Source organism: Streptomyces fagopyri (assembly GCF_009498275.1).
Classification (GTDB): domain Bacteria; phylum Actinomycetota; class Actinomycetes; order Streptomycetales; family Streptomycetaceae; genus Streptomyces; species Streptomyces fagopyri.
In genome coordinates, this window is sequence record NZ_CP045643.1 from 5,763,560 (window position 1) to 5,787,246 (window position 23,687).

Genomic DNA, 23,687 nt, shown 5'->3' on the forward strand with positions numbered 1-23,687 from the left:
GCGGGGCGCCGACGGCCGGCGACCCGTCCGAGGCCGGTGGCTCCTCTGCCCGGGTCAGGCGTGGCGGTCGGCCACGGCCCAGGAGGCGAGGGCGACGGCCCCGGCGACCCCGAACACGGCGGGCCAGGCGCCCACCTTCTTGGCCAGCGGGTGGGACCCGGCGAAGGCGGTGACGTACGCGACGGTCAGCGCCCCGGCGGCCTTCCCGCCGGCCTGCTCCCGCCACTGCCGCGCGGCGGCGACCCCCGCGGCGGCCAGCACGACCCCACCGAGCTGCCGCTTCTTCGTCCACCGGGCCACCCCGTACCCACCGACAAGCCCACCGGCGGCCACTGCCGCGGCCGGTACCTTCGCCATGACTGCCTCCTTGTTCTTCCCCCGAGGCTAACGCCCTGCCGGGGCGGGTCGGGCGCGTGGGTGACCACGGGCGGGGTGACATCGGACCGTGGGTCCGGGATCGCCCCGGACCTCGGCTCCGGACGTCCCGGACCTCGGCTCCGGACGCCCCGGGTCCCGGCTCCGGACGCCCCGGGTCCCGGCTCCGGACGCCCCGGACCGCGGGCCCGGGACCGCTCCGGACCGGTTGTCGGTGGTATCCGGTTGGATGGCGGTATGACAGCCGGAGACATCGCCGCCGCCCTGCCCGACATCGATACCCTGAAGGACCTCTGCCGGTCGATGGCCATGGCCGAGGCGATCCTGAACCCCGACGGCGAGTGCATCTACTCGTACAGCGCCCAGTGGTCGGAAGCCGAGGAAGCGGCCTCGATGAGGAACGGATCCGGCGACGAGTACGACATAGTCTTCGCCCCTGAAGGCGCGTACATCCGCGGCTTCGACCACGAGTCCCCTCTGAGTCCGTACCACCACGAGGACGTTCCACAGCCCTGGCCGGGAGTGCTGGACTCGGTGCCCGAGGTCTTCCGGCGCCACGTGGGTGAGCCCGCGTTCACGGATGAGGACGGATGCCCCGTGGTGACGGCGTGCCTGTGGCGCGAGACGAACGCCCCGTCCTGGCAGACGGGCCGGAACACCCCCGAGGGTCACCCGGACCCCGACGGCTCGCACTGGCTCTTCGAACTCCTCCTGGACCCCAGCCCGGAGGCGTTCCGGACGTTCGCCGAGGACTACTACGAGGTGCCGGTGGAGGTCGAGGCGGTACGTCACATCTACGACCTGCGTCCCCTCGGGCAACGGCACGTCGTTGCCCTGAACCCTTCGGTCGGCGCAGAGACTGTCATCGCGGCGGCCAAAGCGATCGGCTATCCCCTCACCGTCGACTTGAGGCCGGCCGCGGGGTGACTCCCCGCGGCATCGGCGGTCACTTCGTTGGTTCCGTTGCTCCTCGTTCGGGCACGTGGCGTATGAAGGCGTGCCATACGGCGGTTGAAACCGCGACGATGGGGCCACCCGTGTGTTTGGAGTCCCGTATGAGGACAGCGCTCGGCTTGAAAGACGCTTCCACGCACTCGGTCGTGTTACCGCCGCTGTACGACGACTTGAACCAGGCAGGCTCGGAAGCGGGCTGGAGGCTGACGGACATTCACAACTCCTTGCGGGCGCGATCGATCATGGCGGAGGACGCCTCCATGTCCAACGCTTGCGCGCGCAGGTACTCGAACGCAAGCCTGTATCGCTCCAGTTCCTCGTCCTTTTCCAGGAACAGGGAACCTGTATGGAAGTCCACGTACGCGACGTCGAGTGTCGGTTCGACGCCACCGATGATCACGAAGCTTCCGAGCGCGGCGGCATGAGCTCCCTTTGAGAAGGGCAGCACTTGCAGCGTTATGTGCCGTGACTCGCTCGCTTCTAGCAGGCGGTCGAGCTGTTCCCTCATGGCCTGCGGCGACCCGACTACCCGGCGGATAACGGACTCGTCGAGGATCGCCCACAGCTGCAACGGCTTCGATCGGGCGAGGATCTCCTGCCGTCGCATGCGGATATCGACCAGACGCTCGATCTCGGCTGGCTCCAGGGGCACTTCGTTCGCCTTTTGCAATGCGGTGCTGTACGCGCGCGTCTGCAGGAGGCCGGGAACGTAGACGCAGGAAAAGTGACTCTCGCGTACAGCCTCGTCCTCAAGCGTGAGCAGCAGATTCATGCTCTCGGGGATCGAGTCGGCGAATGAACTCCACCAGCCTTGCTGCTTGGCGTTCTTGGCCAGTCCGACAACGGCCATACGTTCAGCGTCAGTTGCTCCGTAGTGACGGCACAGCGCGTCGACAACGATCCATTTGACCGGCCCGGACTGAGTCTCATAACGGCTCACTGTCGCCTTGGACACGCCGACAGCCTGCCCGGCCTCTTCAAGGGTCAGGCCCTTGCGTGTGCGCAACTTGCGCATCATCGCGCCCAGTTGGCGTCGCCGGGTGGTGGTTCGTTCGGCCATGCGGCTCCCTCGCCAGGTGCCGGGCGGAGACCCGGACTGCCCCACAGGCTAGGGCAGCACGAACGCGGCCCGGCCATCAGATTCACCCGATGGATTCTCATGAGAAGTTACACAGTGAGAGTTCTCTATGCGATGCTCACTTGCAGATCGCTACACAAGGCATCCGTGCAGACACGTTCGGTGTCGAATGCGTGTGGTGAGAGAGAGGAGCGGTCGTATGTCCGGCTGTGAAGTCACCGAACCCCGGCTCCGTTCTGTGCTGCCCTTTGAGGCTGCTCCGGCAGAAGTGCGCCTCCTCAGGAGGGCCGCTGCGTCACAGCTGGACCGATGGGGCATGTCGACGGCCGCCGGCGAGGCGGAACTGCTCGTTACCGAGCTGGCGACCAACGTGGTCAAGCATGTCGGCGAAGGCGCCTCGGCGACTCTGGTCATTGAGTTGCGCGGCGAGCGGCTGCGTCTCGAAGTGCACGACAAGAGCCGGGTCCTGCCGTCACCGAATGCGGCGGACTGTTACTCGGAGTGCGGTCGGGGCCTGCATCTGCTCGCGGCGTTAGCGGTGGATTGGGGCACGGTGTTGACCGCGGCAGGCAAGGCGGTTTGGTGCGAGATCTTGATCAGTCCCGGCCGGGCGTGCCGACGCATGGGGCGTGCTGTCGAAGCGCTGGAGAGCTACCAGGGCTCCAGGCGAGAGGCTCGGCTTCAGGGGAGTGGGAGCCATATCGGTCTTGAGGAGTCAGCGGTGGGGCTGATCGCGGATCTGCTCCACTGGACCGCTGCCCGCGGCCTTGACCCGGACGACATTCTCGATCGCGCGCAGATGCAATACGAAGCTGAAGCGGACGCCGCCTAGTGGGATGTCGTTCAATCAGACTTCCGCATCTGCCTTCGAAGGTCGGCAGGGGTGCGCCAGGATTCTCCAGGGAAGCTTTTGTGGCACATGAGGTGGCAGTCCGCGCACAGCAGGGCAAGATCTGCGATCCGGGTCTCCGTCACACCCGATATGTGGAGAGGCAGCCTGTGGTGGACCTCGATGTACCCGGCTCCCAGCTCGCCATAGGCAGTGCTGAAGTCGAACGAGCACACTTCACAGTGCAGAGTGCCGCCCTCCTCCAGGACCGCCCGGATCTTCCGGTCGCGCAGAGGCCTGCTCCGTTCACGGTGGAGGGCCCAGCGCGTGAGGAGCTGCCCCTCGCGTGCCGCGTCCGCTTCGCCTTCCGGGGCCGGGGTGCCGATGATCTCGGCCGACGCCATACCCGCACGCACGGCCTTGGCGGTGGCAAGCATCTGGTCGGGACGGTCTGTGAAGTCGGCCACCACCTCACTAGTCAGTCGGCCGCTCTTCATGGGGGCCCCGCGGTATTCGGCCCTGGCTGTCACGATGTTGCCCGCCTTCAGGCTGACGCTGCCCGGGGGGCGGAACTTCGGATCCGCCGCCGCGCCATCGTGCAGCGGCAGTCGGCTGAGGAGCTGGGACAGGTCCTGCACCTGCTGGTCGGTTGTCCGAAGCTCTCGCCATTCGTTTTCGGCAACGAGCGCGCAGGCCAGCACCAGCTCGTCCCGAGTCCAGTCGATTCTCGCCACAGCGGTATCGTGCGAGCATTCGAAATTGCCCATGGTGCTGGTGACCGAGGTAGTGCAGAGGATGCCGCACACTGGTGTGTGCCGCCGTGTCGAGACGCAATGTCAGTGGGTCGTGTCACCCTCTGTGATGGCTGCCGCATGAGGCGTCACTGGTATTCATGCAAGAGGAGGGGCCATGACGGGGACTGACCGGGGCTACACGTCGATCGAGATCTGCGCCGGCGCTGGCGGGCAGGCGATCGGACTGCACATGGCCGGTTTCAGACACCTTGCCCTCATCGAAATCGACAAGTACGCGGCGGCCACGCTGCGCGAGAACATCGAGGTGCACCCGAAGTGGGACTGGGAGCGCGCCAACTGCGATGTCCTCTGCCAGGACGTGACGGAGTTCGACCCCGCGCGCGACTTGGTCAAGAGTGCCGGTCTCTACAAGCGGGGTGAGGTTGACCTGCTTGCCGGCGGTGTGCCGTGCCCGCCCTTCTCCCACGCTGGCAAGCAGCTCGGTGAGGACGACGAGCGTGATCTCTTCCCGCGCATCCTGGAGCTGGCCGAACTCATCCGCCCTCGCGCAGTGATGATCGAGAACGTCCGTGGCCTCATGGACCCCAAGTTCTACGACTACAGGTCGCGGATCCAGGCCAGTCTTGAGGACATGGAACCTGACGAGGACGGGCTTCCTGGCTACGAGGTCGTGGCGTGGAGGGTCTACGAAGCGGAGCAGTTCGGTGTCCCGCAGCTCCGGCCGCGCTCCATCCTCGTCGCCTTCCGGAAAGACGTGCTCAAGGATCTGAAGTACGAAGCCCCGACACCCGGTACCGAGACGGCAACAGTCCTGGGCAAGCTTGCGGAGACGATGAAGGCGCGCGTCGACGTGTTTGAGGGCGGTCCTCGGGAAGCTGAGGCCAATGAAGTGCTCAAGAAATGGAAGAATGCTGCCGCCAGCGGGACCGTCGCTCCCACGCTCGTAGGCGGCTCCAAGAAGCATGGAGGCGCCGACCTCGGTCCCAGCCGTGCCAAGAAGGCATGGGAAAAGCTGGGCGTCTCGGGCCTGGGCGTGGCCAATGCGCCGGTGGACGGTAAGCCGACCGGCACTGAGGATCGCGATCTGTTCCGTCCCGGGGGGCCCATGCTCACGGTTCGCCAGGCGGCGATCATCCAGGGGTTCCCGATGTACTGGGAATTCACGGGAGGCAAGACGGCCCAGTACCGACAGGTCGGCAACGCGTTTCCGCCGCCCGTAGCCGAGGCCATCGGTAAATCGATCATGGAAGTGCTCAAGGCGGACCGCAATCGCGCCGCCAGCGAGTGACTGAGGACGGCTGAGCTGCGGCGCACGTAAGCGGTGTCGCAGCTTGGCCGTCCTTCAGGGCAGTCGGCTGTTCAAGTGTGCGAGTAGGGCATGGATGTCATCGGCATCCATGCCCAAGCCCGTGGTCTCCTCCTCTTGGAGGTCGCCTAGCTGGCGCACCGCCGGGTCATCGAGCACGCTGCCCAGGAAGTGCAGCTTCTTTTCGAGGCGCACGGCCACGATTTCGTCGATCGTGCCCCGGGCCGCCAGCACGGTCACGCGCGTCTCGGTACCTGGAGGCAGCCCCAGCCGGTGAATGCGGTCAAGGCTCTGGAGGAAGCGGCCAGCCATGAAGTCGCGGTCCACGTACACGGCGTCATGGCAGACCTGGTGAAGGCTGATCCCCTCACCCAGGGTCGCCGGGTTGGAGATCAGGACCATGCACGAGGGGTCCTCACGGAAGCGGCTGAGCTCAGCTTCCCGGTCCGGGCCCGAGGTGGCGCCGTAAATGGAAGCCGGGGCATGGGGTGCCAGCAGCTCCTCCAGGGTTTTCTGGCTTCGGATGAACCCGGTCCACACCAGTGTCTTACGTCCGTCTTGTGCGTTCCTCGCGACGATGCGAACAGTCTCCGCGTACTTCGGTGAGAGTTCATGCCGAGGAAGCCGCCGCAGCAGCGTCTGCAAAGAGTCGCTGTCAGGGACATCAATCGCTGGCAGCTGAAAGGCGAGTGGATCGTAGGGGTTTTCACTCGGGGCCAGCAGCGAGGGGCTGATCGCGGCCATCAGCAGGCGCATCGCCGCCTTGCCGAGAGAGGCCAGATCACCCCGCCGAGCGGACGGGTCCCCCTTGAGAGCGCTGTACAGCTCGCGGTGCAGCGGAGGAAGGTCGACATACCGGACCACGGGTTCGAAGGGCGGGAGGCCCAGTTCCTTCTTTGTCGTACGGGTGAACAGCGGGCGCAGAGCCCGGCTCGCGTAAGCGAGGTCACCACCGTTGACCGCCTCGACCACGAGCTGTTTCCCGTGTCCCGGCCACACGAACGAGAGCAGGTTTTCCAGATCCCGGGCGCTGTTGGGGGCTGGCGTCCCGGTGAGGATGAGACGCCGCCGGGCCAGTGGCCCGAGCGAGAGACAGGCAGAGCCGTAAGTGCCGCGCGCTCCGAGTTTCATGCGGTGCGCCTCGTCAAGCACGAACATGGCCGGAGCCGTGCGCAGCCACTCCGACAGTCGGCTGACAGAGCCGGACAGCCGCTCATAGTTGACCAGGACGACATCAGCTTCGGGATCCAGAGATCCGTTGTCCATTACGGAAGTTCGCAGCGGTTCCTTGAAACAGACGTCCCCTTCGAAGCGCCAGGCCTCATACGCCGCCTTGGGGCAGATGACGAGCAGACGCCGGACCTCGCCCCGCTCCCGCAGTGCGCTGAACACGGCGAGAGTCGTGCGGGTCTTGCCGGCTCCAGGAACGCTGAAGTTCGCGCCATGGCCCAGGGACAGCAGCTCCCCGATATCCCGGAGCTGGAATGACGTCAGGTCTGCCTGCCAGCCCGCGCCAAGCAGCGTGTGGAGATCTTCCGACGCGAGCGGCGCTGACTGGGACTCGGCAGACGGTGAGCCAAGCCGGTACTGCACGGTCTCAGAGTCATCAAGAACGCCGGTGACCAGGCTGGCCAGCTCGGGTTCCCACTCAACGTCAGTGTGGGGCCAGCCCGCCAGTTCGCCGATGACGGACAGGAAGCTGTCCATGTCGGTCTCCGACGTCAGCGGGCCCAGCTGGCCGCCCGGAGTCACCCGCGTGGCCAGCATGCCGAAATCTCCTTCCAGGCCTGGCCTGGCCCGGAGTACAGCCCGTGTCCTTGTGACGTCGAACGTGATGCGCAGAGACGGGCTGTCAGGGCGTGTCATTGCTGGCCTGCCACGGCCTCACGCAGCCAGGTCAGGCCCTCCCCCGGAAGCTGGATGCTCCTTGAAGCCTCGGCTGACACCTTCGTCAGTGCTTGGCGGAGCGTGATCAGAGCGTCGTCGAAAGCGCCCTCGTCCAGGCTGTTGTTTCCGCGGGCCATCACCAGGTCGGTCACACACTGCTGAAGATCGTCGACTGCCGCGGTGATCCGGTCGGGAGCGGCAAGGCGCTTCCTCTGCTTGCGGCTCTCGTCAACAGCGGCCCGGACCGACTCGCCGAACGCAGTCCCCAAAACGCTCACCGACTGGTTGGCGTCAGTGATCTCCTCGGGCGTCGCGGTGGCCGCGGACTTCTGCGTAGCCTTGGCTCTGAGCAGCGTGTCCGTGAGGGCGCGCGCCTGCGCCGTTTCAGAACTCGGGGCTGGAACGGAACGGTTGAGGCCCGGGATGGAAACCGCCTTCGGGGGCTCAGGTTCCACGGCTCGAGATCGCTCGGGCAGGCGATGCTCCAGAAACTTCTCGCGAAAATCGGTATGGATGGCCCGAATGTCAGTCTTGGCGATGTCGAGAACGATCGCGGCCAGACGGTACTCAAGAAGCGTGTTGGCCTTCTCCTTGTTCCTGGCCTTCTCCTTCACGTAGACGCGGTACAGCTCGGCGAAGCGCTCCTGGGCGTCCTCGAAGTCCATCAGGCGCAGTTTGTTGCGTCCGTGCTCGCTACGCTTCTCCAGGTCACGCAACTGTCCGAGGACCCAGGTATCACGTTCCAGCGCCGGTGTCGTGGTGTGGAACAGCTTGGAGATTGCGGCGAGGGGAAGCCCCAGCTGGATCTGCTCCTCAACGGCCATGAGACGGTTGATGTAGGAGTACTCGCGCCGACGGTCGGGCCTGAGCTGCAGCGACAGTTCGACTGTGAGGATGTCGTCCCAGGTGCAGCTGGCGGGGAGTACACCTACGCGGATGGTCCGGACGCCCAGCTTCTTAAGAGCGGCCCGGCGGGTGTTTCCGTTGACGAGAACGCCTTCACGAGAGATGAGTCCCGGCTCGTTCTGCCGGTGTTCGCGCAGACTCTCCATCAGCTTGTCGAAATCCGGGTCGCGCTGGTGCGGGTCAGACGGCTTCGCCATCAGCAGATCGTGCAGATAGCTCTGGCCGGCGTCGGACCATGCGTCCTTCGCCAATTCCTTTTCCCGCAAGGGGTCGTGGGCGCGCTGAGCGCTGACTCTGTGTGTAGCGGGGTTGTAGTAGAGCCGGTCCACGTCCATGTCGATGACCTCGACGTGGATCGGCCGGCCCCGGAACTCAACACGGAGTGTCTCAGGCACGGCGTCGCCCGTGCGCGCGTCCTGAAGCCGCTGCTCGACCAGGGCGCGGTTCTCCTCCGCAGTCGGCGGGAAGCCGAAGTCCGTCGGCATGGGTACCTCTCGTAACTGGATTGAGTTCTGGGGACTGATGGAGGCGTGCCAATGGTCGGCCCGCCCCTATCGGGCGTTTACTTCAGACCGTCGCGGAAGAAGTCGCGTGCATCGGCCGGCAGGGCGCGGTACTTGGCCCAGAGGTCTTCGACAGCGCTGAAGGTCCGGGCGTCCTGCTTGATCCAGGTCTTCAGGATGTCGAGTTCGAGGGAGGGCAGCGATACAGCCTCGGAGAGCAACGCCGGCACGTCGTACGTGGAACCGATCCCGCCGACACGGCAGCGGTTGCACTCGACGACGTACTGCTGAGCCTTCGTGCCGTTCGGCAGCCGGACTTCACGCTTGGCCACGTCGAGCTGGGCTGTGATTTCCGAGTCGGTGTATTTGTCTCCGGGGGTGGCACCACACGAGCTGCACTTGTGGCCATAGGCGGCCAGCAGCTCCCGGCGCTGGTTCACCGTGATCGCGGTCTTCGGACGAGTGCCGCGCCCCGGCTCCCAGACGGCTTCGCCGCGCTGGACGTAACGCTGTTCGTTGGCGTCGAGGTCGATGTCCTCGCGCTTGGTGTCGATCTTCCACCCGAAGTCGCGGAGGTCCCGCATGCGACGGTCGATCTGTGCCACGTCCGGAAAGGCGTCGCGGAGCTCCGTCTTGGTGAAGACGTTCCCCTCGCCGACCACCTGGACGAGCCAGAGAGCGGCGCGCTTCATCGTGCCCAGTTTGCTGTCCTGCCATGAAGGCAAGGCCGTGCTCATCTCCACCTCGCAGCGCTGAGCGGGCCAGCCCGACTGCATGTCAGGACAGTTGGCGCCTGACAATGGCCCGCTGAGCACAACGGAACATCAAGTCCGCCTGAAAGAGAAGTGGCTGAGTGTCCAGATGAGTATCCGGACACAGTTGACAGGTCGATTGGGGGTGGTTGGAGGCACACTGTCGTCAAAAGCTGTGGTGGGGTGGGACAGAAGGAGCTGGCGTGCCGCGATCGGGTCGCTTCAGGGAACTGGATGCCGGAATACCGGAGGAGAGAAAGGCCCTGGCCAGGGTCTTGCGCACCTTGATGAAGGTGGTCGGCCTGTCGCTGAGGCAGACGCATGCCGAGCTGACTCGGCGCGACTTCGGCTGCGACACCTCGGCGAGTGCACTCTCCGACTTGCTCAACGCGCGCATCCACAAGCCGAAGCGCGAGGTGATCCGGGCGCTCTACGAACTGGCGGAGACGGCCGCGCAGACGAGCGACGCCTCCATGCCGGTCACCTGGGAAGAGCTTGAGGACCTCTGGGCGAAGGCATGCGAACCGCCGGCGGCTTTGTGCATGAGCTGCCAGCGCCCCGTGTTGCCGGTCCCCTCAGCGCAAGGGGACCGGCAACACGGGAAGGGGCAGTGGCCCACCGCGCTGACCCTGTTGGACATGAAGCAGAACAGAAGGGCCGAGGATGTTGCCGGCATCCTGCGGCACGTCGGTGTGGTGGGCGAGCCGACGGAGGTGGCTCACGCGGTGGCCGCGTGCAGGGCATGCGGGCTGGGTTCTGAGGCGGACGTGATTCTCCGGTACGCGCAGACCGGACGTGATGGGCGCCAGCTTGCGGAGATTGCTTATGAGTTCATGAGGATCGAAGACAACGCCATGGCCCAGCGCGCACTCGGGATGTTCCTGGCTATGTAGGAGCGTCCGCTTTGCTGGCGGGGGAGGCCGGACGCCTGGATACCACCGCTTGGCGGATCGCTTCACCGCATTCTTCCGCTGGCTCGTGTTCCCAGAAGCGCAGGACAAGCCAGCCGGCTGCCCGCAAGCGCTCGTTTGTATCGCGGTCGCGGGCCATGTTCCGGGCGACTTTGTCGGACCAGTAGCCGGGATTGGTCTTCGGTGAAACGTAATGCTCAGGACAGCCGTGCCAGTAGCACCCGTCGACGAAAACGGCTACTTTCGCGGGCCGGAAGACCATGTCGGCGGTGCGGCGAAGGTCGGGCAGCGGGCGAGCCGCGACTCGGTAGCGCAGGCCTTGAGCGTGCACCAGCCGGCGGATAAGCCGCTCCGGAGTGGTGTCCCGGCTCCGGATCGCCTGCATGTTGCGGCGGCGCGCGGCGGACGAAGCCCAGGAACCCTCGGGCGGCACCCAGGTGATCCCTGACGGATCTGGTTCTGAGTCGTGAGTTGTCATCTGCGGTGATTTACCAGGTGGACAGAGTTGGTGGCAGTGTTCCGTAAGGAAGTAGGCGGCCTTGTTCGATGATCTCGTCGAGGTCGTCCTTCTGTTTGCTGCTGCCGACAGCGGCAACCGCGGCCTTCAGGGCGTCGAGGGCTACGTGATAAATGGCATCGGCTTCCCCAGTCCCCCGTGCGATCGAGGCGATCCGGCTGGGCATCGGTTCCGCGGTCACCACCACCAGGTGCGGCAGCCGTCCGCGCCGGTGCCTGATCATTTGAAGGAACTCGTGACGCACGTTTTGCACGCGATCTGACCTGATTGTCCATTTGCAGGATACTGCAGCATGCAGATGGCGGCGGGACGCAGCATCGGCCGCGGGGCTCGTCACGCCTATGGTCACATCAGGTTTGATGAGGTAATCGCGGCCCAGGTCGACACGAAGGGTGGCGTTCTTGCGGACCGCTTCGGCGACTCTGTGCAAATGCTCATACTGTGCGAAGGCGGCCACTTTCTGCTTGTGATCCACGTGCCATGAGCGCTCCGGGTCCAGGAGGGGCTGCGCCGTTTTCAGGTGATCGCAAACGGCGTGCTCCAGTGCGGGGCCAAGACTCTCGGGGGTATCGGGAAGCACCGCACCGGGCTCGACCCCCAACGCCTCAAGCATGTGTCCTGCGAGCAACTTTGATGCATTGCTGTCGGAGTCAGCGGTGTTCGGGACGAGTTTCCCGGTCCTCTCCAGCTTCTTCCAGCCAAGGAGGCGGGTCGCGAAGGGCGCGTGCATCGTCAGTCCTGTCTGGTGTGTGAAGGCAAGGGCGGCGCGGATTCAACGGGGTTGTCTGACTGGGCGAGAACCCATTGCTTGCCGTCCAGGACGGCCACGGGGGCATCCTGGTGATGGGCCCGCGCGCTCACCACTCGGGCGCTGACGAACTCGCCTTCCTCGGGGAGAGGGAGCCCCAGCTGGGCGGCGATCTCGCGATGACTGGCGTAGTCACCCATGATGAGGATGCCCTCTGGCCTCAGCGCCGACCGGCTGCCGCCATTGCCGCGGACTCGCTTCATGTAGTCCTTCTGCTGGGCCACGGTGCGCACCACGTTGCGGCCGATTCGGCGCTTCTGGGCGCGCCGGAAGAGTTCGTTCAAGCGGCGTTGGCCTGAGTCCGACGCGAACACGGCGGCCCGGTCCGCGGTGTCCATGTGGAGGAGTACGTTCTCGGGAAGGGCTTCATCCCGCCACAACCACCGGATCTTGTCGCGGTGTTCAGCCTTGATCGTGAGCTTGAGGTCACGGTTGTTCCCCGTGTTCAGCCACTCGTGACGTATCCGGACAAGCCCGATGCTCCAGAGGGACTTGTAGTCATCCGCCCAAGCCAGCAGGCAGAGGTGGTCCATCGCCTCGGGAGGAATCATCCAGCCGCCGAACTGCTGGGAGTACTTGCAGTCCACGTCGACGTCGGCGATCTGGTAGTCCATGGCGTCGCCGTCGGCGAACCTGAACTCACGCTGGAGATTGATCTCCACGAGAGTTCCCGCGTGGGTCTTCTCGGTCTTGAAGAGCGCCTTCCAGTCGTAGCGTCCGGTCACCTCGCCGTTGAGCAGCTGGTCGATGGTGTCGCGGAGGACCCTGGCAAACCGGCGGCCCGTGGGGTCCTGCGCCATGATGCGGTCGTAGACCCGGTCCAGTTCAGGGTCCACCCCGGCCGCCAAGTTCGGTAGAGCGACCGAAACGGCGGTCTTGATGTCGGCCTCTTCGAAAGGAAGCATGTTCTCCCCGTTGGTGAGTGATCCGCAGCGTGCGGAGCCCTCGCGCCTTAGTCCGCGTTGACGATAACCGCGTCTGGACGAGCGGAGTCCTTGGTTTGGAAGCGCACAAGCAGTTTCTTCGTGTCGATGGCTGCCTTCGGTGGAATCACGGTAAACGCCATGATGACGCGGTCAGTTGCCGCAGCGCCCGTCGTGGCTACGGCTTTGACCTCATCGTCCTGGGCGGCCTCTACGACGGGATACAGGAGCACTACGCCCCGCGTTGCTCCTAGTGCGGGGAAACTGCTGCCCGTGGAGGCCGAGTCAGGCAGTTCGATCAGCTGCTGGGCGAACAGACGATGTTCCAGGCCCGAGATACGGCCGAAGGACTGCTTTCCGGACTGGCGGCTTCGGCGGGACAGGGAGAACGGTCCCTGTCCCAGCACGGTCGCCTCGATCCGGTTGCGTTGTGTTCGCTGCGGAGCGATGACCAGCCAGTCGTCAACCTTGGCCAGGCGGCCGTCAAGCTGGGACAAGTAGGTCAGGTGCGGGGTGAGAACGTTTCCGTCCTCCCACTCCAGCGAGCTCAGAACGGAAAGGAGCTGAGCGTGCGGGACGACCGTGGTTGCCGCCTGGAAGCTGCGGGGCAGGGGCGAAGTCTCGTCCGGCCGCAGAACGCAGGTCGCTGAGGTACCGCTGAGTGCCGCGAGGACGGACTTCCAGCGCTCGGTGTTGCGCGAGGTCAGTACAGCGTCCTGCGGATAAGCGGCCGGCTCGATCGGCTTGCCCGGCGACCTCACCTCCACCAGCTCCGCGTTGAACATCTTGTTCCGGGCCGACGGCTTCACCCACGGCAGGTGCTGGGCCACCAGGGGCGGGATCTGGGCGGGGGTGACCTGGGGGCGGCCGTCCACCAGCGGGGCGTAGCGGGCCAGTTCGGCGCGGAACAGCTCCTCGTCCCGGCAGATCGCCTCGAAGGCCTCGTACAGGTCGACCGTCTTCGCGTTACGCCCCTTGCCGAGCTGCTCCTCGCGGCCGATGTACAACCGCACCAGGTCCCGGTAGCCGGGGCGGAAGCCGAACCAGCGGCCCATCTGCATCAGGGTGTCGGCCTGCTGTGTCGTGCGGCGGTAGTACGTGATGGTCAGGCCCTCGACCGTGAACCCGCGGGACAGCTTGGTGCCGCCGACCAGGATCTTCCAGACGTTCGGGGTACGGTCGAAGTCCAGGTCGGGCTGGGCGTAGTCGCGCTCGCTCTCGCCGTTGACGACGATGACGGGGCTGCCGCCCCGATTGATCAGTTGGCAGGATCCCGAGATGAAGGGCTTGAGGTCCGCGTACGTCTCGGGTGTGGGCAGGGAACTGTCCGCGTAGGTGTGGAAGTCCTTGTCGAAGAGGGACGCCAGGCGGGTGTGGCCCGCCGGGCCCGTGTAGGCGGCGTTGCGCCACATCGTCCGGATGCGCTCGGCGAGCACGGCGTGCTCGGCCATGCGGACGGATTCGTGCACGAGCATCGTGTGGTGGCGGAACGGGCCGGAGGGGACGCTGTGCTTTTCGCGGTAGAGCTTCAGAGCGCCCGTGAGGACGAAGGCGTCCATGGCCTCCTGGAGACGGTCGCCCGTGGACTCCGCCTCCATGAGAGGGGTGCCCGTGAAGTCGCAGATGTCTCGGACGTGCTTCTTCTCGGCTTCGCCTTCACCGCCGTCGATCGTGTCCAGGTCATGGAAGTCCTGAACGCCCATGTATGCGGCGGGCCGCGGCAGGGAGATCAGGAAGTCGCGCGGGAACAGGTCCTCCTCGTCGCCCGGGTCGATGAACACGTTGGCGAACGGGGTCGCGGTGTAGCCGACGTACTGGGCGCGGGGAAGCAGCTTGAGCAGGGCGCTGATCTGGCCGTTGATCGCCGTGCGGGTGACCTTGCCGTCCTCCCACTTCTTGGGGTCCGTGGTGTTCACGGAGGCCTGGTCCGACTCGTCGTCGATGATCAGGGCCGGGATCTCGCTGAGGATCGGACCCATCTTCTTGAGGTCCTTGACCAGCTTCTCCAGCACCGACTTGTTCTTCTTCACGACCATGATCCGTGCGCGGGCCGCGTGCAGGTTCGCCGGGTCGTACAGGGGGCGGGTGCGGTCGGGCTTCTCGAACTCCAGCGCGCTGATCCCGCGTTCCAGGGACATGTAGTCACGGTCGCGGGAGGTGAGACGCTCGATGTCGAAGGCGCCGAGGTCGGAGGGGCGGGCGCCGAAGGAGACGAACTTGGCGGGCCAGTCCTCGTCGTCCTGGTAGTCGATGCCGACGAGGGCGTCCGGGTCGTTCGGGTCTGCGGCGCCGAGGATGTTCTCCCGGCCGATCAGTTCCATGTCGAGCCGGCGCTGGGTCTGGCCGCGCAGCAGGTTCAGCGTGCCGCCGAGCACGATGACCAGCCGGTATCCGGCGTCGATGGCCTTGGCCGTGACGCCGGTGAAGTTGGCGGTCTTGCCGGACTGCACGTAGCCGACGACCAGGCCGCGCGCGCCGTACGGGTCGTCACGGGTGGGCTCGGCCAGCCGCTCCACGACCGCGCGGGCGGCCTCGTCCAGACCGGAGACGGCCGCGTCGCCCCAGCCCTTGCGGCGCAGCAGACGCTCGTATGACGTCCAGTAGAAGGCGCGGTTCGCCGCCTGTTCCCGGGTGTACCAGGGCTGGAACTCACGGCTGATGGTGACGGGACCAGGCTCGGTGTGGACGGGGACGGCAGTATCGAACGCCTTGCGGAGATCGGTGTCCAGCGCGAGATTGTCGTAGACCTCGGCGCGCCGCTCGGGGGTGCGTGCCGTCGTGGCCGACCACGAGGGGGACTGCTCGAAATCCCAGGCGGTGAGCTTGCGGCGCCAGACGGCGAGCAGGTCGTCCCCAGGGGCCGCGGCCAGGATGCGCTCGTGGAATCCGGCCACGTCCGTGTCCGCCGGCTCTTCGCTGTCGGCGAGCGCGAAGGCGAGCTTGGCGAAGTGCTTGGGGCCGCGTCGGCTCATCGCGTCGAGCACCTCGCCGTGAAGGTCGGTGAGGCGGTCGGGAGCGGGCGTGTTCTCGGCGGTCACGTTGGTCGGGTGGCCTCTCTGGTGTGCGGGAAGTCGCGGGGTGAGCGGTGGACTAGTCGTCAACGCGGGCGAGTTCGGCTCGTACGGCGGTGACGAGAACGCTGTTCCACAGGGCGACCTTGTCGGTCTGGTTGGCCCAGACCCGCTCCTTCTGGAAGATCTCGTTGAGCATCAGGTAGAGAAGGCTCTTGAGGACCGGTGCGTCGTTGGAGCCTCCTCGCCGGCCGCCGTTGAAGGCGTGCCGGTAGTCGCTGTTGAGGACGACGAGACGCTCCTTGTGGTCGATCGTGAAGAGGAGGTCGGCGGAGTCGACGCCGGCCGGCACGTCGAGTTGGGCCCAGACGAACGTGATGGGGTCGTCGCCCTCCAGCTGGGGCAGTTCGTCGCGCAGCGTCCGCTTCAGCTTGGGATCGATTCCCTTGCCGGGCGGAATGACGGCGGTGCGCTTGACCTCGGTACGCCGCTTGGCGGCTTCGCGGTAGGCCGTCTCCGCGTCCCGGACGTAGTCGGTGAACGCGTGGCCGGTGTCGGCGTTCGCCGCCTTCTCCAGACCGCGGGCGAACGCCGGGGTGACCTGGACACCGTCCTTCTTGACGGTCAGGGAGAACACGTCGTTGGGCTCGGACGGCAGGTCCAGGGCGATCCTGGCGAGGGCGAGGTGGCCCTCCGGACTGCGGGTGTCGTTCCAGCCGCCTGCCTGGACAAGCCGGTTGTTGCGGTAGAGGTAGAAGCCCTGGCGTTCGGCGAGCGGGCCGATCCCGCGGTACGCGACCAGCGGAGACTTGGGCGGCCATATGTGCGCCGTGAACGAGACGTCTCCGAGGCCCTCCACAGGGGCGGTGTACGTACGGGGATAGCCGGGGCGGCCGGGGACCCGGTACCCGAACGGGTCGATGGGCTCGACTCCCCGGTGGTCCAGCTCCTCCCGGGTGTGGACGTCCTCGACGACGATGTCTATGTGGAAGCCGTCGCGTGCGAGGAAGCGGTGGAGGTGGAGGCCGAGGTGGGTCTCGAGCCGGTCGATCGCGTCGTTGAGATAGCGGTCGGTCTGACCCGCGGTGATGGTCTCGAACGGGCGGACCTGGTCCCAGCGGACGATCGTGCCGTGCCAGCCGATGATCCCGTCATAGCGGTCGACCAGGTCCTGGCAGTACGTCGCGTCGACGATGTCGCAGGTGAAGTCGGCCTGCGCACGGGCGGTGAGCCAGCGACGGCCGGTCGACGGGCTGCGCTTGGTCCGGCTGATCACGGTGAGCGCGTCGGCGTGCGAGAGGGAGGCGGCCTTCAGTCCCGCGCCGAAGTGTCCGAGGGCACCGGCGGCGTAGTTCTCGCGCCCTCCGACGGTCATCGCCGTGTCCAGGCCGGCCTCGTCCATGCCGTGGCCGTCGTCGATGACGAGCAGACCGACGAGGCGGTCGCGGCCACCGCGCTCGCCCGTGTCCCGCAGGAAGCTCACGACGACGTCGTGGGCACCCGCGTCGATCGAGTTGTCGATCAGGTCGGCGACGGCCGCCTCGAAGCCGTAGCCCTGGTGCGCGAGGGATTCGAACGACCGGGCTGCGGGCGGGAGCCGCTTGCTCCCGCTGGTGGGTACGTCGAACTGCCAGTCCGAGGAAGGCTGGTAGGGCGGCATGCGTGTTCCTCGCGGGCAGAGACCTGTCCGGGATGTGCAGGGGCAGGCCGATTCAGCTGGTCACATGTGACGTTAGCGCGCGCGAGTTGTGAAGGAACAGTGGGATCGTAAGAAATGCGCCTGATGCCCCTGGACGTGTTCCAGGGGCGAACCTCAAGGGGTGTGACGTCGCCGGTGTCAAGCGTTCTGGATCCCGTGACACTCCCCATACCCCCGCCCCGACCCGCACCAGCAGACGACTCCCCGCTGCGGCGGCCACGCCATCGCGCGGCCCCGGGCCGCCAGGGTCGTCGCGTACTGCGGGAGCAGGGTCGTGTCGGACGGGGACGACGCCTCCGAGGCGGAGAAGGCCTCGTAGGAGGGGACCGTGCCGGTGACGATGCCCAGGTTCGGGGTGCCGGAGGCGGAGAGTTCGCGGAGGGACGCCTCTATCGTCGCCAGGTGCTCCTCGTGGGACGGGTACTCCGCGGTGAGGGAGGGATACGCGGCCAGGAGTTCCGCCAGTTCGTCGGCGGGCCAGTGCAGGACCGCGACCGGGAACGGGCGGGAGAGGGCCTCCCGGTGGGCGCCCAGCTCCGCGCGCAGGCGGCTGATCTCCGCCTGGAGCTCCGCCGGGTTCTCCGAGCCGAGGGACCACACCCGCTTGGGGTCGTGGAGTTCGTCGAGGGAGACGGGCGACGAGTGGAGGGTGTCCGCGAGGGCGTCCCAGTCGTCGTGGGCGACGCCCAGCATGCGGCGGACGCGGTGGCGGCCGTAGAGGATGGGACGGGTCGCGTACGGCGGGTCCGTCACGTCCGTCAGGAGCAGCGTCGCGCCCTCCGTGAACGTCTCCTGCGCCGCCTCCAGCTCGTCGTGCGACTCCAGCGCCTCCGCGACGATCACCCAGGGGGCGGGGTCGCGCGGGGACGCGGCGCGCACTCCGTCGATGATCGCGCGCGCTTCCGCCTCGTGGCCGTACTCCCACAGGTTCGACGCCTTCAGGGCACGGACCAGGTGGGGGTGTTCCAGGGGCGTCGAGGATGCCAGGAGGCGGTCGTAGAGTGCGCTGGCGCCGGGGCGGTCGCCGGCCAGTTCGAGGTGGGCCGCGGCCTGCAGGAGCAGGTGTTCGGCGTCCTCGGGGTAGAGGCCGGCGGTCCGCTCCAGGCGTGCGGCTTCGGCGGTGTGGTCGACGTTCTCGGCAGGCGTGTCGGGGCGCATGGGGGACACCGTACTGCCGTCGCCTTACGAAATGGAGAGATCCGCTGGCCAGAGGGTGAGCGCGGGCGGCCGATACCCGCCCCGGGGGACCGGGGGGTACGCGCGTGCGACCGCCCCGCCCGGCTCAGGTCACCACGCCGTCGATCTGCAGCGTCTGCACCGCTCCCGCGGCGAACGGCACGCTCAGTGATTTTCCGTTCAGGCGTGTGTCCGAGTGCGGGGTGTAGAGGTCGCCGCCACCGCCGGTGACGGTGTTCCAGCGGGGGACCAGGCCGCCGGAGGAGCCGGTCACCGTGGTGAAGCGGGAGAGGTCGAAGGTCAGGGTCTGGGCGGACGTGGACCTGTTCGCAGCGACGATCACCAGGCGTCCGGCCGGCGCGTCGTACGCCGCCACCGCGTAGTCCACGCCCGTGTCCACGATCGTCATTCCGGGGCGGATGTGTCGGCTGAACTGGGCCATCACGTAGAGCTTCGTCTCGACCGCGCCGGGCGTCAGGGTGCCCGCGTCGTACTTGATCATGCCCCAGCCCGCCGTCGGGTCCATGACCTGCCAGTAGACCCAGGCGGTCGGGTGCAGCCAGCGGAAGTCCAGCAGGAGGTTGCTCGCCAGGGTGAGGCCGGTGCCGTCGCCGTCGCCGTACTCGGAGTTCCACAGGGCCTTGCCCCCGGTGGTCACGGCGTCCGTGTGGAGGAGGTCGCGGCGGCCGCCCGACCCCTGGTAGCCGTGCACGTTGACGCGGTCGACCAGCGCCTTCGTCGTCGGGCCGAAGGAGTTCCAGGTGGTGCGCGCCAGGTCGTAGCTCGTCTCGTCGGACGCCGAGATCCTGGTGCCCGTGAGGCCGCGCCGGTCGAGTTCGGCGCGCAGGTGGGGCAGGACGGCGGACTGGACGGACGCGTCCAGGTGGCAGCCCTCCTGGGTGCCGGTGGCCGTCCACCAGTTGGAGGACGGCTCGTTGAAGGCCTCCACCGTCGAGAAGTCCACGCCCCAGTTGTTCCTCGCGTACAGCGCCACCGCGGCCAGATGGGAGGCGTGCTGGCGGTAGTTCCAGGACTGGAGGTTGTTGCCGCCGCCGGACGCGCCCGACGGGTTGTGGTTCAGACACATCCACCACATCGGGGAGTTGGCGAACAGTTCGCTCGTCGCGCCGCGCGCGGTCGCCTTGGTGAGGGCGGCGCGCTGGGTCGCGTCCGCCGTCCACTTCCAGGCCGACGACGTCGGATCCTCGTTGTTCCAGTCCTGCCAGTAGCCCTCGATCTGCTTGTACGCCGGGATGCCGGCGGAGGCGGCCATGCGCTCGCCGCCCACGCTGTTCGTGCTGCAGGCGCCGAGGTTGTAGCGGGCGATGTTCAGGCCGAGGCCCGGCAGCGCGGCGCCGCCGTAGGTGACCGGCCTGGTGGTGAAGAAGAGGTCCGCGAAGTCGTCCCGGGCCCCGAACACGTTCGCCCACCAGGCGAGCGAGGTGCCCCAGCCGTCCCATCTCCCGTACGTGGTGGCGGGGTTGACGGCGATGGTCGCGTCGGCGTGCGCGGTTCCTGTCGCCAGGGCGCCACCGAGGACCGTACCGCCCGCTGCGGCCAGCAGTGTTCTGCGTCGGATCACGGCTCTCCACCTCTCCGTACCGCTCAACCGCCTTTCGCACGGGCGGCATTGGCCTGTCCGGCTGGGGGCACCGGCCCCGCCGACGTCCTCAGGAAGCATCGGGTGTGGCGTGTGAGGTTGTCGAGGGTTGCGACACCCCTTCCCAAAACGGCTGGAGGAAGCGGTTCGGAGGGGCGGAGGCGTACGGGCCTGGTGACTTGAGGAGGCACGCCTTATGGTGCGGGCCCCGGTACGGGCGGCGGGCGAGGGGCGGCGGCCCAGGGGCGACAGGCGCGGGCGGTCGGCGGGCAAGGGGCGACGGGCTCACGGGACCGGGCGGTACGGGCCGGGGGAGAGGAGGACGCGCGTGCGGGTTCCCGTGGTGCGGCACAGCACTCTGCGGCGTCGGGCCCTGCGCAGACGCGTCCTGTGGACCGGCGGCGAACTCCTCGTCACCGTCGGCGTCGTCCTCCTGCTCCTCGTCGTCCACCAGTTGTGGTGGACCAACCGGCAGGCCCAGCACGGCGCCGCGCGCGAGGTACGGGTGCTGGAACGGCAGTGGGGCGCGCCCGGGACGGCGGGGCCGGCCGGTCCCTCCGAGGGGGCGCGGACGCGGGCCGGAGGCGGGGAGGGGAACGCCCGGTCCCCGGCCCGTGAACGGGGGTCCGGGGCCGTCGGCACCCCCGCCGGCGCGCCCGGCCGGTCCCAGGCGTACGCCGTCCTCACCATCCCCCGCCTCGGCCTGCGCGTCCCCGTCGCCGAGGGCGTCAGCAAACGGGACGTCCTCAACAAGGGGTACGTCGGGCACTACAAGGGCTCCCAACAGCCGGGCCAGGCCGGGAACTTCGCGCTCGCCGGGCACCGGAACACCCATGGGGAACCGTTCCGGTACATCAACCGGTTGCGGCCCGGGGACACCGTCCGCGTCGAGACGGCGGCCGCCGTCTTCACGTACGTCGTCGACCGGACACTGCCGCGGACCTCCGCGCGGGACGGCGGTGTCATCGCCCGCGTGCCGCGCAGCGCCGTCCGGCCGTCCTACGGATACACCGAGCCGGGGTACTACATCACCCTCACCACCTGCACCCCCGAGTACACCTCCACGTACCGCCTGGTGGTGTGGGGGAGGCTGCGGTCGATGAAGCCGCGGTGAGCCCCGTCAAGTCCCCGTAGGACCAGGGTCGCTGGAGAGGCGCCGCTGCCAGGAGACGTCAATGCGCCGCCCGCGGAACCATCGGGCCCCTCCCGGACGTCGAAAGGGTGCCGGGCCCGGACTCGATCCCGACCCGGCGGGACCCGTGGATGTGCGAGAGGAGGAGTGGCCGATGATCCGTCGCCGGGTGACCGTGCGCCGGCCCGCCGCGTCGTTCCGCCTCGCCCTGCCCCTCGCCCTGCCCCTCGTCCTCCTCCTCGCCGAGGTCGTCCTGCTCGACGCCGGCGGTCTCCCGGCCGCCGTCGCCGTCGCCCTCACCGCCACCACGGCGGCCGGCGCAGCCCTCGCGGTCTGCGCCGTCCTCGCCGCGCGCCGCGCGCCCGTCGTCCCGGCCACGCGAGTCCGCACGGCCCTGCGCGACCGCGAGCACCGCACGGCCTTCCTGCCGCAGCGCGATCCCGACGCGGCGGGGCGCAGCCGCCCCCGGGCGCCGGGGTCCGCCCTCCCGGCGACCACCGCGTAGGCCACGGCACCCTCCTCCGTACGCTCTGTGCTTTTCCGTACGACCGACGTGGCCCACGCGGGTCGTCATGCCGACATCTGCTTCGACTCCGGCACGACGAGACCCTCGGAGGGCTCCTCCATGTCCACACTCATGTCCGTTTTCGCGACCCTGGTCGAGCAGGTCGCCGACCTGCTGCAACCGCTGTTCCACGCCTCCGCGGCCGCCGCCGCGATCGTTCTGATCACCGCGCTCGTACGGCTGCTCGTGCACCCCCTGTCACGGGCGTCGGCCCGGGGACAGCGGACGCGCGCCGCGCTGCGCCCGCGCGTCGCCGCACTGCGCGAGAAGCACGGCCGCGACCCGGAGAAGTACCAGAAGGCGCTGCTGGAACTGCACGCCCGGGAGAAGGTGTCGCCGCTGGCCGGCTGCCTCCCCGGCCTTCTGCAGATACCGGCCTTCGTGCTCCTCTACCACCTGTTCTCCAGCACGACGATCGGCGGCGACCCCAACGGGCTGCTGGACCACCGGCTGTTCGGCGCGCCGCTCGGCCACCGGTACGCCGACGCGCTCGGGGACGGCGGGGTGTTCGGGGCCCAGGGACTCGTCCACCTGGCCCTGTTCGTGGTGGTCGCGGCGGTCGCGACCTTCAACTACCGGCGTACGAAGCGGACGGCGGCGGCCGCGCTGCCGGAGGCGGGCGCGGAGCAGCAGATTCCCGGGCTCGGCGCGGTCAGCGCGTTCATGCCGTTCCTCTCCTACTTCACGCTCGTCACCGTGGCGTTGGTGCCGCTGGCCGCCGCGCTGTACGTGGTGACCAGTACGACGTGGAGCGCGGTGGAACGGGCGGTGCTGTACCCCTGAGGGGCGCCCGCCGGACGGCGCTGTCGAGCGCGGTCCGGCGGGGGCGGGGTGGCGCCGCCCGGCCGGGGCAGCGGGGCGGGCGGCGGGGTCCAGTCCGTGAACTGGGTCTTGCGGACTGGACGTGCAGCTTGGAGGATCGACCAGTCCTCCGATGGCTGCACCCGTCGGAGGCTGCCCGCGATCGAGGGAGACTGTGATCATGAAGCTGCTGCGAGTCGGTACGGCGGGATCGGAGCGGCCCGCGCTGCTCGACGCCGGGGGAACCCTCCGGGACCTGTCGGGTGTCGTCCCGGACATCGACGGGCCGCTGCTCGCCGACGACGCGGCGCTCGGCCGGATCCGTACGGCCGCCGAGTCCGGGGAGTTGCCCGTGCTGGTCGCGGCGGGGCTGCGGGTCGGGCCGCCGCTCGCCCGTATCGGCAAGGTCGTCTGCATCGGCCTGAACTACCACGACCACGCCCGGGAGACCGGGGCCGAGCCGCCCGCCGAGCCGGTGATCTTCTTCAAGGCGGCGGACACGGTCGTCGGGCCGGACGACACCGTGCTCGTACCGCGCGGATCGGTCAAGACCGACTGGGAGGTGGAGCTGGCGGTGGTGATCGGACGTACCGCCCGCTATCTGTCGTCCCACGAGGAGGCGCTCGCGCACGTCGCCGGGTACGCGGTCGCGCACGACGTCTCCGAGCGCGAGTTCCAGATCGAGCGCGGGGGCACCTGGGACAAGGGCAAGAACTGCGAGACGTTCAATCCGCTCGGGCCGTGGCTGGTGACCGCGGACGAGGTCCCGGACCCGCAGGACCTGTCGCTGAAGCTGTGGGTCAACGGTGACCTCAAGCAGGACGGCACGACGGCCGAGCAGATCTTCCCGGTCGCCGAAGTGGTCCGCTACGTGAGCCAATTCATGACGCTCTACCCGGGTGACGTCATCAACACCGGTACGCCGGCGGGGGTGGCGCTCGGGCAGCCGGAGCCGAAGCCGTATCTGCGGGCGGGGGATGTCGTGGAGCTGGAGATCGAGGGGCTGGGGCGTCAGCGGCAGGTCTTCGGCGAGGCGTGAGTGCTCCGCGGGGTGAGGTGCGGTAGGCGCGGGTCCGTCGGGGGTGAGCGCGGGGTTCCCCACGCGCCTGGAGGGACGGGGCTGCGCCCCGGTCCCTCCGGGGTGGTGGTTCGGGTGCGGGTGGGTGGGGGCTGGTCGCGCAGTTCCCCGCGCCCCTTAC

22 protein-coding genes are annotated in these 23,687 nt (G+C 67.9%); 8 read left to right on the plus strand and 14 right to left on the minus strand.

Annotated features, from left to right (window positions below; all coding sequences use genetic code 11):
- Positions 1 to 54: 54 nt before the first annotated feature.
- Positions 55 to 357: a hypothetical protein gene (locus GFH48_RS24840; RefSeq protein ID WP_153290366.1), complete on the minus strand. Its 303-nt coding sequence runs from the start codon at positions 355 to 357 to the stop codon at positions 55 to 57.
- A gap of 255 nt (positions 358 to 612) precedes the next feature.
- On the opposite strand from GFH48_RS24840, the gene GFH48_RS24845 reads away from it, so the two are divergent.
- Positions 613 to 1,302 carry a hypothetical protein gene (locus GFH48_RS24845; RefSeq protein WP_153290367.1) on the plus strand — a complete coding sequence of 230 codons (690 nt, stop codon included), beginning with the start codon at positions 613 to 615 and terminating at the stop codon, positions 1,300 to 1,302.
- 19 nt (positions 1,303 to 1,321) lie between these two features.
- On the opposite strand, the gene GFH48_RS24850 is transcribed toward GFH48_RS24845, so the two are convergent.
- Both GFH48_RS24850 and GFH48_RS24855 read right to left on the minus strand, forming a co-directional pair.
- Complete coding sequence (locus GFH48_RS24850) at positions 1,322 to 1,543, minus strand: DUF397 domain-containing protein (RefSeq protein ID WP_153290368.1); 222 nt, start codon at positions 1,541 to 1,543, stop codon at positions 1,322 to 1,324.
- A complete protein-coding gene (locus tag GFH48_RS24855; RefSeq protein ID WP_153290369.1) occupies positions 1,544 to 2,389 on the minus strand; it encodes a helix-turn-helix domain-containing protein in 846 nt (281 codons plus the stop codon).
- A 217-nt stretch (positions 2,390 to 2,606) separates the two neighbouring features.
- Here GFH48_RS24855 and GFH48_RS24860 point away from each other — a divergent pair, with 217 nt between their 5' ends.
- Positions 2,607 to 3,239 carry an ATP-binding protein gene (locus GFH48_RS24860; RefSeq protein ID WP_153290370.1) on the plus strand — a complete coding sequence of 211 codons (633 nt, stop codon included), beginning with the start codon at positions 2,607 to 2,609 and terminating at the stop codon, positions 3,237 to 3,239.
- Positions 3,240 to 3,250: 11 nt separating this feature from the next.
- Here the strand turns inward: GFH48_RS24860 and GFH48_RS24865 are convergent, their stop codons facing one another.
- Complete coding sequence (locus GFH48_RS24865) at positions 3,251 to 3,970, minus strand: HNH endonuclease (protein WP_228120917.1); 720 nt, start codon at positions 3,968 to 3,970, stop codon at positions 3,251 to 3,253.
- 175 nt (positions 3,971 to 4,145) lie between these two features.
- On the opposite strand from GFH48_RS24865, the gene GFH48_RS24870 reads away from it, so the two are divergent.
- Entirely contained in the window at positions 4,146 to 5,279 is a 1,134-nt protein-coding gene (locus GFH48_RS24870) for a DNA cytosine methyltransferase (RefSeq protein WP_153290372.1), read from the plus strand.
- A 54-nt stretch (positions 5,280 to 5,333) separates the two neighbouring features.
- On the opposite strand, the gene GFH48_RS24875 is transcribed toward GFH48_RS24870, so the two are convergent.
- The 3 genes from GFH48_RS24875 to GFH48_RS24885 form a co-directional block, all read right to left on the minus strand.
- On the minus strand, positions 5,334 to 7,163 hold the full coding sequence (locus tag GFH48_RS24875) for a DEAD/DEAH box helicase (protein ID WP_153290373.1): 1,830 nt from the start codon (positions 7,161 to 7,163) through the stop codon (positions 5,334 to 5,336).
- Positions 7,160 to 8,575, minus strand: coding sequence for a ParB N-terminal domain-containing protein (locus tag GFH48_RS24880; protein ID WP_153290374.1), 1,416 nt, complete (start codon positions 8,573 to 8,575; stop codon positions 7,160 to 7,162). The genes GFH48_RS24875 and GFH48_RS24880 overlap by 4 nt, the downstream gene beginning before the upstream one ends.
- A 77-nt stretch (positions 8,576 to 8,652) precedes the next feature.
- Complete coding sequence (locus tag GFH48_RS24885; RefSeq protein ID WP_194280664.1) at positions 8,653 to 9,330, minus strand: hypothetical protein; 678 nt, start codon at positions 9,328 to 9,330, stop codon at positions 8,653 to 8,655.
- A 218-nt stretch (positions 9,331 to 9,548) separates the two neighbouring features.
- Here GFH48_RS24885 and GFH48_RS24890 point away from each other — a divergent pair, with 218 nt between their 5' ends.
- Positions 9,549 to 10,238, plus strand: coding sequence for a hypothetical protein (locus tag GFH48_RS24890; protein WP_153290375.1), 690 nt, complete (start codon positions 9,549 to 9,551; stop codon positions 10,236 to 10,238).
- On the opposite strand, the gene GFH48_RS24895 is transcribed toward GFH48_RS24890, so the two are convergent.
- The 7 genes from GFH48_RS24895 to GFH48_RS24925 all read right to left on the minus strand — a co-directional run bounded on the left by GFH48_RS24895 (position 10,231) and on the right by GFH48_RS24925 (position 19,972).
- Complete coding sequence (locus GFH48_RS24895; protein ID WP_153290376.1) at positions 10,231 to 10,734, minus strand: very short patch repair endonuclease; 504 nt, start codon at positions 10,732 to 10,734, stop codon at positions 10,231 to 10,233. The genes GFH48_RS24890 and GFH48_RS24895 overlap by 8 nt on opposite strands.
- A 10-nt stretch (positions 10,735 to 10,744) precedes the next feature.
- The gene (locus GFH48_RS24900) at positions 10,745 to 11,503 is read right to left on the minus strand and encodes an NgoMIV family type II restriction endonuclease (protein ID WP_153290377.1); all 759 of its coding nucleotides are present in this window, start codon (positions 11,501 to 11,503) and stop codon (positions 10,745 to 10,747) included.
- 2 nt (positions 11,504 to 11,505) lie between these two features.
- Entirely contained in the window at positions 11,506 to 12,486 is a 981-nt protein-coding gene (locus GFH48_RS24905; RefSeq protein WP_153290378.1) for a NaeI family type II restriction endonuclease, read from the minus strand.
- 47 nt (positions 12,487 to 12,533) lie between these two features.
- A complete protein-coding gene (locus GFH48_RS24910; protein ID WP_153293094.1) occupies positions 12,534 to 15,476 on the minus strand; it encodes a Z1 domain-containing protein in 2,943 nt (980 codons plus the stop codon).
- A 118-nt stretch (positions 15,477 to 15,594) separates the two neighbouring features.
- Positions 15,595 to 17,175, minus strand: coding sequence for an ATP-binding protein (locus GFH48_RS24915; protein WP_153290379.1), 1,581 nt, complete (start codon positions 17,173 to 17,175; stop codon positions 15,595 to 15,597).
- 177 nt (positions 17,176 to 17,352) lie between these two features.
- The gene (locus GFH48_RS24920) at positions 17,353 to 18,372 is read right to left on the minus strand and encodes an SEC-C domain-containing protein (protein ID WP_153290380.1); all 1,020 of its coding nucleotides are present in this window, start codon (positions 18,370 to 18,372) and stop codon (positions 17,353 to 17,355) included.
- A gap of 124 nt (positions 18,373 to 18,496) precedes the next feature.
- Entirely contained in the window at positions 18,497 to 19,972 is a 1,476-nt protein-coding gene (locus tag GFH48_RS24925; protein ID WP_153290381.1) for a glycoside hydrolase, read from the minus strand.
- 346 nt (positions 19,973 to 20,318) lie between these two features.
- Here GFH48_RS24925 and GFH48_RS24930 point away from each other — a divergent pair, with 346 nt between their 5' ends.
- The 4 genes from GFH48_RS24930 (at position 20,319) to GFH48_RS24945 (ending at position 23,527) form a co-directional block, all read left to right on the plus strand.
- Positions 20,319 to 21,104, plus strand: a complete 786-nt coding sequence (locus GFH48_RS24930; RefSeq protein ID WP_228120919.1) for a class E sortase — start codon at positions 20,319 to 20,321, stop codon at positions 21,102 to 21,104.
- Between the two features lie 172 nt (positions 21,105 to 21,276).
- Positions 21,277 to 21,627, plus strand: a complete 351-nt coding sequence (locus tag GFH48_RS24935; protein ID WP_153290383.1) for a DUF6412 domain-containing protein — start codon at positions 21,277 to 21,279, stop codon at positions 21,625 to 21,627.
- Positions 21,628 to 21,759: 132 nt separating this feature from the next.
- On the plus strand, positions 21,760 to 22,470 hold the full coding sequence (locus GFH48_RS24940; RefSeq protein ID WP_153293095.1) for a YidC/Oxa1 family membrane protein insertase: 711 nt from the start codon (positions 21,760 to 21,762) through the stop codon (positions 22,468 to 22,470).
- 199 nt (positions 22,471 to 22,669) lie between these two features.
- A complete protein-coding gene (locus GFH48_RS24945; protein WP_153290384.1) occupies positions 22,670 to 23,527 on the plus strand; it encodes a fumarylacetoacetate hydrolase family protein in 858 nt (285 codons plus the stop codon).
- Positions 23,528 to 23,687: the final 160 nt, after the last annotated feature.

What these genes read in the sequence shown, in the direction of transcription:
- GFH48_RS24840 (WP_153290366.1), bottom strand. Translation starts at nt 357, where the DNA reads ATGGCGAAGGTACCGGCCGCGGCAGTGGCCGCCGGTGGGCTTGTCGGT.
- GFH48_RS24845 (WP_153290367.1), top strand. Translation starts at nt 613, where the DNA reads ATGACAGCCGGAGACATCGCCGCCGCCCTGCCCGACATCGATACCCTG.
- GFH48_RS24850 (WP_153290368.1), bottom strand. Translation starts at nt 1,543, where the DNA reads ATGTCCGTCAGCCTCCAGCCCGCTTCCGAGCCTGCCTGGTTCAAGTCG.
- GFH48_RS24855 (WP_153290369.1), bottom strand. Translation starts at nt 2,389, where the DNA reads ATGGCCGAACGAACCACCACCCGGCGACGCCAACTGGGCGCGATGATG.
- GFH48_RS24860 (WP_153290370.1), top strand. Translation starts at nt 2,607, where the DNA reads ATGTCCGGCTGTGAAGTCACCGAACCCCGGCTCCGTTCTGTGCTGCCC.
- GFH48_RS24870 (WP_153290372.1), top strand. Translation starts at nt 4,146, where the DNA reads ATGACGGGGACTGACCGGGGCTACACGTCGATCGAGATCTGCGCCGGC.
- GFH48_RS24875 (WP_153290373.1), bottom strand. Translation starts at nt 7,163, where the DNA reads ATGACACGCCCTGACAGCCCGTCTCTGCGCATCACGTTCGACGTCACA.
- GFH48_RS24880 (WP_153290374.1), bottom strand. Translation starts at nt 8,575, where the DNA reads ATGCCGACGGACTTCGGCTTCCCGCCGACTGCGGAGGAGAACCGCGCC.
- GFH48_RS24885 (WP_194280664.1), bottom strand. Translation starts at nt 9,330, where the DNA reads ATGAGCACGGCCTTGCCTTCATGGCAGGACAGCAAACTGGGCACGATG.
- GFH48_RS24895 (WP_153290376.1), bottom strand. Translation starts at nt 10,734, where the DNA reads ATGACAACTCACGACTCAGAACCAGATCCGTCAGGGATCACCTGGGTG.
- GFH48_RS24900 (WP_153290377.1), bottom strand. Translation starts at nt 11,503, where the DNA reads ATGCACGCGCCCTTCGCGACCCGCCTCCTTGGCTGGAAGAAGCTGGAG.
- GFH48_RS24905 (WP_153290378.1), bottom strand. Translation starts at nt 12,486, where the DNA reads ATGCTTCCTTTCGAAGAGGCCGACATCAAGACCGCCGTTTCGGTCGCT.
- GFH48_RS24910 (WP_153293094.1), bottom strand. Translation starts at nt 15,476, where the DNA reads ATGAGCCGACGCGGCCCCAAGCACTTCGCCAAGCTCGCCTTCGCGCTC.
- GFH48_RS24915 (WP_153290379.1), bottom strand. Translation starts at nt 17,175, where the DNA reads ATGCCGCCCTACCAGCCTTCCTCGGACTGGCAGTTCGACGTACCCACC.
- GFH48_RS24920 (WP_153290380.1), bottom strand. Translation starts at nt 18,372, where the DNA reads ATGCGCCCCGACACGCCTGCCGAGAACGTCGACCACACCGCCGAAGCC.
- GFH48_RS24935 (WP_153290383.1), top strand. Translation starts at nt 21,277, where the DNA reads ATGATCCGTCGCCGGGTGACCGTGCGCCGGCCCGCCGCGTCGTTCCGC.
- GFH48_RS24940 (WP_153293095.1), top strand. Translation starts at nt 21,760, where the DNA reads ATGTCCGTTTTCGCGACCCTGGTCGAGCAGGTCGCCGACCTGCTGCAA.
- GFH48_RS24945 (WP_153290384.1), top strand. Translation starts at nt 22,670, where the DNA reads ATGAAGCTGCTGCGAGTCGGTACGGCGGGATCGGAGCGGCCCGCGCTG.